Raw genomic sequence first — 11823 nt, forward strand, 5'->3', positions numbered from 1 at the left:
ATCGGCCCGTACTCGTTGACCTGCTCGCTCACGTGGTCCTCCGGCCATGGTCCTCGTTGCTCACATCTTATAGATTGATTCCTGAAAAATACCGACGCAGAATCGTCTGAAGAAGCAAATTGCGCGGAGCTGGTTACGGCTGACCGAAAACCAGGAGAATGCATGGAAGAAGAGAGCACGATCGGCATCATCGACCTCGGCGTCATCGACCTCGATGCACTCAGGAACCTTCACTCTCCGGTGCTCAGGCGAGCCTACCTGCGGCTGGCCGAAGACCCGGATGACCTCACCGTCGCCGGCTGGAGCTCGGCCATATAGTCATATCGATTGCGACAATTCTCCATCTGCCATCGGATGGTGCCTGTATTCCTGGCAGAATCGCGGCAATGGGGCGAGGCACGGTGATGAGATCCAGCAGCAGCTCGGTCCCGGATGCATGGCCGTATGTCGGTACGCGCGCCTACGCCAGGGCGGACGACGCCCGCTTCGTCGGCCGTGAGACCGAGGCGGCCGAGGTGGCCGCTCGCTGGCGTGCTGATCCGATCACGATCGTGCACGGCCCTCGTGGCGTAGGGAAAAGCTCGCTGATCGCCGCCGGAGTGCTGCCCCTCCTCGATTCCTACAGCGCCGACGTGCTGCCGATCGGCAGGGTGTCACGGCGTTCCTCGGTGCCGGCCGCGCTCGCCGGCGGTGGCAGGAACCCGTTCGTGCTCGCACTGCTGTCGTCATGGGCTCCGCACGAGGCGCCGACGCACTTGTCCGGCCTGACGATCTCCGCCTTTCTGCGCACGCGACCCCTGCGGCTGGACGCCTCCGGCGCTCCGGTCCCGATCATGGCGGTCGTCGACCAGGTCGAGGAGTTGTTCACCGCCCATGACCGGCAGCGCCGGCACTGCGAGCAACTGGTCGAGCAGATCTTCGCCGTGCTCGACGGCGACCTGCCCTTCCATCTGCTGATCGCGGTCGACGACGATCATCTGGATGAGGTCGTCCGGCACAGCGGCGTGACCACGCCTCCCTACCGTCTGGGTCCACTTCGGCGCGAACAGGCCGTCGCCGCCTGCCGAAAACCCTTGGCGGAGCTGGGCCACACCTTCGCCCCCGGAGTCGCCGAGAGGCTGGTGGACGACCTGGCCGACGCGACCGGCCAGGTCGAGCCCCTCCTGCTGCAGATCGCCTGCACCGCACTGCTGAGCCCGCCCCGACCCGAGCTGATCGGCGACCTCGACGGCCCCGACGAGGCGATCGCCGCCTACTGCCGGCGGCAACTGGAAGAGGTCGCCGCCGACCACTTCCATGCCGACCCGGAAAAGCTCCGCACCCGACTGCGCGAGACCTTCGGCTCGCCGGAGGCCGTGACCTCGCCGAAGGCCGTGACCTCGCCGAAGGCCGTGACGGAGACAGCCGGTCTCCCGGCTCCCGTGCTGAAGGCTCTGGCGGACCGCTATGTGCTCGCGAGGGTGCCCGACGCTTCCGGCTGGCGAATCTGGCACGAACGATTGCTCCCCGCGTTGTTCCAAGGCGGCGCCCTTCCCGGCGGCGCGGTTCGCATCCGCCCGGACGAGCGCCTGCGCCTCGCGGAGTCCGCCGTGCTCGCGGGCGAGTTCGAGGTGGCCGCCCGGCACGGGAGGCTGGCGTTACGCGAAGCAGGGCACGACGGCCGGCTGTGCGCCGCGATCGAATCCCTGCTCGGCGACGTGGCCTACCTGCGGGACGACCTCGACGAAGCGGTGACCCACTACCGCAGGGCCACTCAGCTGTACGTCGCGCAGCCGGGTACGGACGTGCTCGCGGCGACCCTGCTCACCGCCACGGGCCGGGTTCTCCTCAGGCAGGGCAGGACCGACGAGGCCATCCGGAAGCTGCAGGCGGCCGCGCGGCGCAGCCCGGACGATTCCGCCATCCAGACGGAGCTGGCCTGGGCGCTGTGGTACGGCGGCCACGAGCGCACCGCCGTCGACGTGCTCGACGACGCGCTGATGAGAGAAGGGAACGCGCCGGAGGCGCTGCAGGCGCGTGGCGAGATCCTCTCCGACCTGCAACGGCCCGCCGGAGCGCTGCGTGACCTGGAGCGGGTGCGTCCGCTCCAGCAACCCTCGACCCGGGCCGCGTACGCCCTGGCCCTCGCATTGAGCGGCGACGTGCACATGGCGGTTCGGGCCATCCCGCCCATGGAGACGGTCCAGGACGGCTCCACGCTGCTGCGCGCCGCCCGCGTCATGGAGGCCGCCGGCAACCACGACGAGGCGGTACGGCTCGCCCGCCGGGCGCGGCAGAGCACGACCAGCCCGCTTCTTCCGCCACGGCTGGCCGCCGAGGCCGACCGGTTGAGCGTGACCGAGCCCCGCACTCGTTGACAGCCCCGCAGGTAATGTCCTGCACCGGGGAGTGCATCATTTAGTCTCTGACAATGCAGCCGCCGTCACCCCACCGCCGCGGATCACGGGACACTGTGCTCGAGCACAGGACGGCAGGAGTGGCGGTGGAGACCAGACAAGCTCCGAGTGGCTTGACCTCGCTGTTCGCCACCAATGCGGGCTTTCGCCGCTCCTGGACGGCATCGACGCTGTCGATGATGGGCACGCGCACGCTGAGCGTGGCCTACCCGCTGCTCGCCATCGCGCTCACCGGATCGCCCTCCTGGACCGGCTGGGTGGTGTGCGCCGCCACGCTGCCCGGCCTGCTGTGTTACCTGCCGGCGGGCACGGTCGTCGACCGGGTCGGCCCGAGGCTCGTCATGACCTGGTGCGAGCTGGCCAAGGGCCTGTTGATGGCCGTCACCTGCGGTGCGTTGCTCCTGGGCAGCCTGCAGATCGAGCATCTGCTCGTGGTGGCCTTCGCCGAGGGATGTCTGACGGTGTTCTCGTCCGTCGCGGAGATCGCGCTGGTCCCGGCGGTGGCCCGCCCGGCGGAGGTGGACACGGCGCTCGCCGTGCACGAGACCACCGTTCACGCCGTGGGCCTGACAGGGCGGTCGCTGGGAGGGGTGCTCTACGCGTACGGCCCGGCGATGACCTTCCTGGCGAACGCGGTGGCGTTCCTCTCCGCGGCGGCCACGCTGGCCCGCACGCCGGTGCGGCGGACCCCGGCCCGGCCGGTCAGGCTCTCGCTCATGGAGGAGATCCGCGTCGGGCTGAGGGAGATCTGGACGAACGACTTCCTGAGGTCCGCGACGATCCTGACCGCCCTGATCAACTTGGTCGTGCAGGCGCTGACCGTGGTGTTCGTGACCCATATGACGCAGACACGGGAGAGCCCGGCGTTGATCGGCGTCATCCTGGCGACCGCGGGGGTGGGCGGGGTGGTGGGGGCGCTCATCTCGCCGCAACGCCAGAGGATCGCCGGGAAGGTGCCGGCCTACCGGCTGGCCGAGATCATCGGCCTCACCCACCGCGGCCGATCGATGTTGCTCGTGCACACCTGGGTGTGCGCGGCGGCGCTGCTGCTGGCCGTGACCACCGCGCTCTCGCCCGGAGCCTTCGCGCTGGCACTGCTGATGATCGGCGTGGCGGGTGGGCTGAGCAACGTGACGATCCGTACGGTGATCAGCCGGGTGCCGGCTGACAAGCTGGCTCGGGTGGCAGGCGTCTCCCGGCTGGTCAGCTACGGCGGAGGGGCGCTCGGCCCGGTGCTCGCCGGGTTGCTCTACGCATGCGCGGACGTGTGGGTCACCACCACCACGTTGGCCGTCGCGATGATCACGCTCGCTTTCGCCGCCACCATGATTCGGCCCTTCAGAAAAGGGCTTTCGCCCGGCTGGCCCCCGCAGAAAGCCTGAATAATCAAGGCATGCCGATCGCGCGCTTATTTGTCGTGGTGGTCCTGGCCGTGGGCACGGGCTTCGGTGCTCCCCAGTTCCTGGACAATTCGGCGCTGTCCATCTCGCTCGAAACGTTCCCGCGCGTGCCCGTGCAGGTCGCCGTCGTGAATCCGGGACCGGCCGTGACGGCCCGCATCCAGGTCGCGGGCCCTGCCGCGAGCGCGGTGAGCGTCCAGGGCGGCGGGTCGGTTCAGCTTCCGGCGGGCGGGAACGTGACCGTCACCCTGGTGCCGGGGCCACGGCTGCGGGAGACAAGCGGGCAACTGGTTCTCTACGCCGAGACCGGGGTGACGCGGCGGGAACTGCGGGTGGTGCCGCGGCACCTGCTTCTGCGGCTGTGGCCCCATCTCGCCGGTGGTCTGCTCCTTGTGGGGCTCCTCGCCTGGCTGATGTGGCGCAGGCGCAGGCCGCTGGTGGAACCGGCCCCCTCTCCCAAGGAGGAGGAGCAGGCCCCGGCCGGATTCACGCACAGCGACGAGCCGGCGGTCACGGACAGCCTGGGGCGGGCGGAGTACGCGCAGGCGCTGGCGCTGCTTGCCCACTCCGCCTCTCCGCCCATGGTCATCGGTGTCTACGGCGATTGGGGGATCGGCAAGACCTCCCTGCTCAAGCAGGTCAGACAGGTGATCGACGATCAGTACGGCGACTGCGCACACGTGTGGTTCGACCCGTGGCGGCACCAGTACGACGACAACCCGGTGCTGCCGCTGCTCCACACGCTCGTCGCGGAGCTCGGACTGGCGAAGAAGGAACAGGTTGCGCGCACGCTGCGGACCATCTCCGAGGTGCTCGGCTCTCTGGTGCTCTCCTCGACGGCCCGGGTGAACCTGGCTGACGTGCGCAGCAGTCTCAAGGAGTACGACGAGCAACATTTCCGTATTCGTTCGGATCGTGCGCGGTTGGATGAGTACCTCACCGATCTGATCGCCCAAGCTCTGGCGGAGACGGGCAAGAAGCGGCTCGTGGTGTTCATCGACGACCTCGACCGATGCGCCGGCGACCAGGTGGCCGGACTGCTGGAGGCGCTCAAGCTCCATTTCAACCGCGACAACTGTGTCTTCTTCCTGGCCGTCGCCAAGGAACCGCTGCTGGTGGCCCTCGGGGAGAAATACAAGGGGCTGCAGGTCGACCATTATCTGGACAAGATCATTCAGTTTCCGTTTGAAATGCCGAGGTTGTCAGCCGCCGCCTTCGACGACTATCTGCGGAGCCTGCTTCCGGAAGAGATCATGCCCACGCGCGACTTGCTGCGCATCGGGCTGCCGCGCAACCCTCGGTCGATCAAACGGTTTCTCAACGTCCTGATATTGCAGGACCGGATCGCCAAGGCGAGGAAGCTGTCTCCGTACGACGTCTCCACCCTGGCGGCGATCCTGCTGATCAGGGAGGGAGACGGTGAGTTCTACGCCAGGCTGGCCCAGGACGCCAGCCTGTTGCAGCGGATCAAGGAGGATCTCGACACCGCCGAGGAAGGACGGCAACTCGATTGGAGTCCGTTGCCCCTTCAGCTCATCTCCAGGTTCCGGGACTCCCATCGGGCTGTGCCCGCGGACGTGAGCGCGTACATCGATCTGGTGAGATCCACCCCCATCCCGGAGCACAGCGAGGAGGAGTCGAAGGCGGTGCCGCCGGTGGGCCAGCCGCTCGTCGCCGCCGCCAGAGGGGAGTTGGCGGAAGGACTCGCGGTGCTCGCCGAGCGGGTGGAGCGGCAGGTCGGACAGTTGCTCCCCGCCGGGGGCGCCGTGCTGGCGCAGGATCTCGACATGGACGGCCGGGCGATCACGCTGGACGACCTCGTCGCCCGCTGGGACCGGGGCCTGCTCGTGGTCGGAGCGTCAGGCGCCGGCAAGACAGTGCTCGCGGCCCGGATCACTCTGCGCCTGCTGGAGGAGGGCGGTGGTCCCGTTCCGGTCTTCGTGAGCCTGCGGTCGCTGGACCTCAGCCGTCCAGGGTTCGAGATGTGGATGACTCATGCGCTCGTCCAGCAGTACCGGACGCCGATCACCGAAGCCCTCGCCATGGTCAACCGGCAACGCCTGATCTATGTGCTCGACGGGCTGGACGAGGTGGCCGACCCCGCCGACCGCGACAAGATCGCTCAGGAGGTGGTGCGCTGGCACGAAGTGACCGGGGCAAAGATCACTGTCACCGATCGCCATCCTGGCCCGGGCCATCCGCTGGTAGTGCACCAGGACTTCGTCAAGGTGCGGGTGAAGGGGGTCACCGAGCAGGAGATGTCGCGCCTCCTGGGCGCGTGGAAGGGGTCGGCGGCGGACGCCGAGGAGCTCGCGGGCGCGCCCGCGCTGCTGGCCAACCTGACCGACTCGTGGCTGCGCGAGGCATCGGCGGACGGGCGCGATCTCGTCGAACTCTACGCCGACCGTGCGATGGCGATGCTCGATGACGGGCCCGCACTGCAGGAGATCCTGCGTGACGTCGCGCGACACCTGATCTCCCGGGATGGGACGAGCTTCGACGACGAGAGCCGGGAGATCAGAAACATCTTCCGGCACCACGGCAAGCACGGCCGGCAGGTGCCGCAGTCGCTGGAGGAACTGGTCAGGGCCGGGCTGCTCCGCCGGCTCTCGACGAACGAGTACCAGTTCGTGCACCACCGTCTGCTCAAGCACTTCGCCGAAGGGGGTTCTGGACAGCAGTGACCTGATGCCTGACCTCGAAGGGTGTCAGAACTGGATCTAAGGCGGTCGCTGCCGGTGCGCAGGCCGGCGAGGCGGGGGACGGATCCTGATCCCTCGTGAGAGCTACCGCTGTGTCCGTTCCAGGGGGATGGCATGCCCGGCTCCGATCCCTAGCCTCACTTAGGCCGCGGAAGACACCGCGGACATCTGATCGAAAGGATCGCGATCGTGGCGTCCCCTGAGCATCCGAGAACCACCCCTTCGCACGCCGGTTCGGCCACGGGCCGTGACCGGTTGCGCAGGTTCCGGTTCCCCGTCCTGCTGGTCGCGTTGTTCGGCGTGATGTCGGTGACGACCGGGATCAACCAACTCGTCTCGCCCGTACCGATCCTCGCCCTGCCGGTGGGGATCGGCCTGGCCATCATCGCCGTCATCTGCTACCGCTGGTTGTGCCGGGTCGTCGAGCTGCGTCCGGACGTCCCCGAACTCGGGAAGACGCGGCGATGGTCCCAGCTGTGGCGCGGGATGTTGCTCGGGTCGGGCCTGTTCGCCGGGCTGATGGCGCTGATCGCGGTGTTCGGTGGCTGGCAGGAGCTGTCCTGGGGTTCCTTCGGCGGCTTCCTCGGCGCCGCGGGGCTGATGGCCGGCGTCGCCGTGACCGAAGAACTGCTGTTTCGCGGGGTGGTGTTCCGCATCGTGGAGGAACGTACCGGCACCGTGATCGCCCTGGTCGTATCCATGCTGCTGTTCGGTGCGATGCACCTGGTCAACGGCAACGCCACCCTGTGGGGCGTGTTCGCGATCGCCTTGACGGGCGGAGCCATGCTGGCCGCCGCCTACGTCGCCACCCGCTCGCTGTGGTTGCCCATCGGCCTGCACTTCGCCTGGAACTTCGCCCAAGCCGGGATCTTCGGTGTCACGGTCTCCGGATCGGCCGCGCCGCCTGAGGGCCTGCTGAACGTCACGCTGTCCGGCCCGACCGCGCTGACCGGCGGCGTCTTCGGCCCTGAGGCCAGCCTCTTCGCGCTGCTGGTCTGCTTGGTGCCCACGATTCTCCTGCTGCGGCGGGCCGCCCGCGCCGGCCGGATCCGGCCTCGGCCGCACCGCGCCGAGCCCTCCGCCTGACCGCCGTGTCAACCCTGATCGGCGGCCACCAATCCCACCCGGTAGGCGAGCACGACCGCCTGTACACGGTCGCGCAGGTCGAGTTTCGTCAGGATCCGCGACACGTACGTCTTGACGGTCTCGATGCTGATGGACAGTCGTGTGGCGATCTCCGCGTTGGACAGGCCCTCGGCGAGCTGTTCCAGTACTTCCAGCTCCCGCTGGGTCAGCGCCCGCACGACCTCCTGCAGGGCCGGCCGGGCGGAGTCGGTGGGGCGCAGGCGCTCGGCGAAGTGGCCGATGAGGGCCCGGGTGACGGCGGGCGCGAGCAGGGAGTCGCCGCGCGCGACGGTGCGTACGCCGTCCACCAGTTCCTTCGGCCGCGCGTCCTTGAGCAGGAAGCCGCTGGCGCCTGCCCTGAGTGCTTCGTAGGCGTACTCGTCGACGTTGAACGTGGTCACCACCAGTACCTTCACCGGAGCGGCGACGCCTGGCCCGGCCAGTCGCCTGGTGACCTCGATGCCGTCCAGGACGGGCATCCGGATGTCCATCACGACGACGTCCGGCAGCAGCCGCCGGGCGGCCTCGAGCGCCGCGCGGCCGTCCGCGGCGTCCCCGACGACCTCCATGTCGGGCTGGGCGGAGAAGATCGTGGTGTAGCCGGTGCGCACCAGCTCATGGTCCTCACAGATGAGCACCCGGATCGGCGTACTGGTCATGCGGTGCTCCTGAGGGGGATGAGGGCCCGGACGGTGAACCCGCCCCCGGGCCGGGCGCCGGCGGTCAGCTCACCGTTCAGCATCTGGACGCGGCGGCGCAGCCCGTCCAGCCCTCGCCCCCCGGACGGCACGGCGGGACCTTCCACCAGAGCGGACCCGTCGGTGGTCACCTCGATGTCGATGTGGCCGGCGCGGTGGTGGACAGTGACCCTGGTGGGCCGGCCGGTCGCGTGCTTGATGGCGTTCGTGAGGGCTTCCTGAACCACCCGATACGCGGCCAGCTCGACGTCGACGGGCTGAGCCAGGCGCTCGCCGTGCTCGGTCAGTTCGACGGGCTGGCCGGAGACGCGGGCCTGTTCGACCAGGTCGGCGATACCGCCGAGGCCCGGCGTACGCGCCGTGAGCGCGTCGTCGCCGGTCGCCTCCAGCACATCGAGCAGATGCCGAAGCTCCGTCAGCGCCCGCCGGCCGGTGTCGCTGATGGCGGCCAGCCCTTGTCCTGCGCGTTCCGGTGCGGCGCCGACCAGGAACTGCGCGGCGTCGGCCTGCACCACGATGGCGGTCACGTGATGGGTGACCACGTCGTGCAGCTCACGGGCGATGCGGGCGCGTTCGTCGGCGCCGGCCGCCAGCGCGCCGAGCCGCCGCCGTTCGGCCTCCTCGGCCCGCCGCCGGCGCATCCCGGCTCCGGCCATCCAGATCACGACCAGAACCAGGTAGAAGGCGACGAAGTCCGGGATCCGGTTGGGGGATCCCAGCCGGCTCAGGACGATCGCGAGTGCGGCGTAGCCGGCGCTCACCGCCGCCGCGAGCGTGCGACGGTGCCGGGACTGTTGGGCTCCGGCCGTATACAGGGCCAGGTAGAAGCCGACGCTGGCGAACGTCGGCGGACAGCAGAGCGCCTGATGAACGGCGAAGGCGGCGCCGATGACGGCCAGGCATGCCGCCGGGTGACGGCTGCGGAACGCCAGCGGCGCCGATTGCGCCACGGTCAGCACCACCGCCAAGGCGTCGGCCGGTCGCTTCGGCAGGTCACTGAGCTGGGCTCCGATGACGGACAGCGTCGGTACGAAGGCCAGCGCAGTGAGCGTCGCCGCGAGCGCGCCGTCCTTGACCAAGGACGGCTGGGCTCTCCACCAGGCCGGCCATGAGCGGACGGCCAGGGGAACGCGCGCGAACACCGGGGTAGTCTAACGGCCCGCTGCCCGTACCCGCGGTACTCAGGACCTGGCCGACGGCGATGCCGATGACGGACGGGCGCACCTGCAAGGCGGTCACCGGGATCCTGTTGGCCCCTCTTTTGGAATCATCGACACCGACCGGCGATGATCTCGACGAGGAATGAGTCACCATGACCGACCCCCTACGCGACGGCGACCCGGCTCGCATCGGCTCCTACCGGCTGCACGCAAGGCTCGGTGGGGGCGGGATGGGAGAGGTGTTCCTGGGCCGCTCCCCGGGCGGGCGCCTGGTCGCCGTCAAAGTGGTGCGCCCGGAGCTGGCCGGCAACGGCGACTTCCGGCGCCGCTTCACCTCCGAGGTGGACGCCGCCCGCAAGGTCGGCGGGTTCTACACCGCCCAGGTCGTGGACGCCGACACCGACGCCGTCCGGCCGTGGCTGGCCACCGCCTACATCCCCGGCCCCTCCCTGCACCAAGCCGTCGACGAGCACGGGCCGCTCCCGGTGGAGTCGGCCGCGGTGCTCGGCGCCGGGCTGGCCGAAGGACTCGCCGCCGTGCACGCCTGCGGGATGGTGCACCGCGACCTCAAACCCGGCAACGTCATCCTTGCCGAGGACGGGCCCCGCCTGATCGACTTCGGCATCGCCCGCGCCCTGGACGCCACCAGCCACACCCAGACCTCCACCGTGCTGGGCACCGCCGCGTTCATGTCCCCCGAACAGGCCATGGGCCGGGAGGTCGGGCCGCCCTCGGACGTGTTCTCGCTCGGCTGCGTGCTCGCCTTCACCGTGACCGGCCGCAGCCCCTTCGGGACGGGGCCCGTCCACGCGGTCGTCTTCCGCGTGGTGCACGCCGAGCCCGATCTTCAGGGAGTGCCAGCCCCTCTGGCCGCTCTGGTGGCGGCCTGCCTGGCCAAGGACCCCGCCGCCCGGCCCGGCCTGGAGCAGGTGCTGACCCGGCTCACCGCGCTCGCTTCGCCCGACCAGGGGCGGTGGCTGCCTGAGGCGCTCACCCAGGTCATCGCCGACCGCCGGACCCTGGCGCTGACGGCCCTTCACGACCCGGCCACCGCGACCGACGGTGGCGGCCCCCGAGCGATGGCGCCACCACCGTCCGGCCACGCGAATCCGCCGGGGGCGCCCCAGCCCTTGCTGGTCAACGAACGCCGCCATATGCGCGGCCGTGACCCCCTGCACTCCGCCACCGGCTACCAGATCGCCGCCTATGTGCTGCTTGCCCTCTTCACCCTGATCTCCGTGAGCACAGCGGTGTACCAGCTCGATTTCGCCGACGACGCGAGACGGTGGCACCCGGTGGAGAGCTACGACGAAACTGAGACGGTCGGCCAGATCATGCTGGCGGCCCAGGTCGTCTCCGGCGTGGGATTGACGACGTCCTGGCTGCTCTGGTTCTTCCGGATACGGGTCGTCGCCGAACGGCTCGCGCCCGGTCGGCTGCGCTACCGCCCCTCCATGGCCGTATTCGGCTGGTTCATCCCGATCGGCAACCTGTGGCTGCCCAAGCAGATCGCCGACGACATCTGGCACGCCTCCAGCCCCCCCGGACGCGGCGGCACGACAGCCCCGGCCGGTCTGCTGCACACATGGTGGGCCCTGTGGCTGGTCACTTTCCTGACCTGGCCCCTGTTCTGGATCGAGTGGACGACACTCCTCACCAAGGACTACGACTCCGAGACGTACGAGGACACCCTTGGCCTGAGGTACGAATTCACGTGGGCGACCTGGGCCAGCGTGGCCGTGCACGTGCTGGTCGTACCGACGGCGATCGTCACCGTCCTGTTCGTGCGGCGACTGGGCGCCATGCAGGCGGCCAGACTCGACACCTGACGACCGAACGGCCGGTCCTGATGCCCCCGGGTGTGGCCGGGGGCGGAAGGCGGTCAGTGGCGCCGGCGGAGTTCTTCGTTGATGCGCAGCGCCTCGGCGAGCTGGTCTTCCAGGATGATGATGCGGCAGGCCGCTTCCAGTTGGGTGCCGGCGTCGACGAGTTCGCGGGCACGGGCGGCCAGGCGCAGCTGGTAGCGGGAGAAACGGCGGTGCCCGCCCTCGCTGCGTAGCGGCTCGATCAGCTTGGCGGCGCCGAGGCTGCGCAGGAACGCCGGGGTGACGCCGAGGAGCTCGGCGGCCCGGCCCATGCTGTAGGCGGGATAGTCCTCGTCATCGAGCCGCTGCCCGAGACTGCCGGCCGCTTCGACCTCCTGAACCGGGTGATCGCCGGTGGGGCTGGGCCGCTCCCGCCTGGACGCGGTGACCGTTGCCTGAGGTGTTTGATCCATTCAACCTTCCCGAATGCGAACAGGGGCCCCGGCGCCATGATGCGCCGGGGCCCAGAGGTTTAAC

Annotated in this window: 9 protein-coding genes; 6 read left to right on the top strand and 3 right to left on the bottom strand. The window is 69.6% G+C overall.

Going from position 1 to position 11823, the window contains the following annotated elements:
- The first annotated feature begins 162 nt into the window (after positions 1-162).
- The 5 genes from fxsA (at position 163) to ACWCSD_RS13335 (ending at position 7584) form a co-directional block, all read left to right on the top strand.
- The gene (gene fxsA / locus ACWCSD_RS13315) at positions 163-318 is read left to right on the top strand and encodes an FxSxx-COOH cyclophane-containing RiPP peptide (RefSeq protein WP_358300759.1); all 156 of its coding nucleotides are present in this window, start codon (positions 163-165) and stop codon (positions 316-318) included.
- An 86-nt stretch (positions 319-404) separates the two neighbouring features.
- Positions 405-2357, top strand: a complete 1953-nt coding sequence (locus tag ACWCSD_RS13320) for an nSTAND1 domain-containing NTPase (protein ID WP_449914729.1) — start codon at positions 405-407, stop codon at positions 2355-2357.
- Between the two features lie 152 nt (positions 2358-2509).
- Positions 2510-3778: an MFS transporter gene (locus tag ACWCSD_RS13325; protein WP_449914731.1), complete on the top strand. Its 1269-nt coding sequence runs from the start codon at positions 2510-2512 to the stop codon at positions 3776-3778.
- An 11-nt stretch (positions 3779-3789) separates the two neighbouring features.
- Positions 3790-6480: a P-loop NTPase fold protein gene (locus tag ACWCSD_RS13330; RefSeq protein WP_449914734.1), complete on the top strand. Its 2691-nt coding sequence runs from the start codon at positions 3790-3792 to the stop codon at positions 6478-6480.
- Positions 6481-6687: 207 nt separating this feature from the next.
- Positions 6688-7584 carry a CPBP family intramembrane glutamic endopeptidase gene (locus ACWCSD_RS13335; protein WP_449914737.1) on the top strand — a complete coding sequence of 299 codons (897 nt, stop codon included), beginning with the start codon at positions 6688-6690 and terminating at the stop codon, positions 7582-7584.
- Positions 7585-7592: 8 nt separating this feature from the next.
- Here ACWCSD_RS13335 and ACWCSD_RS13340 read toward each other — a convergent pair whose 3' ends face one another.
- On the bottom strand, positions 7593-8282 hold the full coding sequence (locus ACWCSD_RS13340) for a response regulator (protein ID WP_387682754.1): 690 nt from the start codon (positions 8280-8282) through the stop codon (positions 7593-7595).
- A complete protein-coding gene (locus ACWCSD_RS13345) occupies positions 8279-9463 on the bottom strand; it encodes a sensor histidine kinase (protein ID WP_449914740.1) in 1185 nt (394 codons plus the stop codon). The genes ACWCSD_RS13340 and ACWCSD_RS13345 overlap by 4 nt, the downstream gene beginning before the upstream one ends.
- A gap of 170 nt (positions 9464-9633) precedes the next feature.
- Between ACWCSD_RS13345 and ACWCSD_RS13350 the strand changes: the two genes are divergently transcribed.
- The gene (locus ACWCSD_RS13350) at positions 9634-11310 is read left to right on the top strand and encodes a protein kinase domain-containing protein (RefSeq protein ID WP_449914742.1); all 1677 of its coding nucleotides are present in this window, start codon (positions 9634-9636) and stop codon (positions 11308-11310) included.
- Positions 11311-11363: 53 nt separating this feature from the next.
- Here the strand turns inward: ACWCSD_RS13350 and ACWCSD_RS13355 are convergent, their stop codons facing one another.
- On the bottom strand, positions 11364-11759 hold the full coding sequence (locus ACWCSD_RS13355) for a MerR family transcriptional regulator (protein WP_397161969.1): 396 nt from the start codon (positions 11757-11759) through the stop codon (positions 11364-11366).
- Positions 11760-11823: the final 64 nt, after the last annotated feature.

The sequence above is a fragment of the Nonomuraea sp. NPDC001684 genome, from assembly GCF_053596515.1.

Coding starts and splice junctions, on each gene's coding strand:
- fxsA (WP_358300759.1), top strand. CDS start 163: ATGGAAGAAGAGAGCACGATCGGCATCATCGACCTCGGCGTCATCGAC.
- ACWCSD_RS13320 (WP_449914729.1), top strand. CDS start 405: ATGAGATCCAGCAGCAGCTCGGTCCCGGATGCATGGCCGTATGTCGGT.
- ACWCSD_RS13330 (WP_449914734.1), top strand. CDS start 3,790: ATGCCGATCGCGCGCTTATTTGTCGTGGTGGTCCTGGCCGTGGGCACG.
- ACWCSD_RS13340 (WP_387682754.1), bottom strand. CDS start 8,282: ATGACCAGTACGCCGATCCGGGTGCTCATCTGTGAGGACCATGAGCTG.
- ACWCSD_RS13350 (WP_449914742.1), top strand. CDS start 9,634: ATGACCGACCCCCTACGCGACGGCGACCCGGCTCGCATCGGCTCCTAC.
- ACWCSD_RS13355 (WP_397161969.1), bottom strand. CDS start 11,759: ATGGATCAAACACCTCAGGCAACGGTCACCGCGTCCAGGCGGGAGCGG.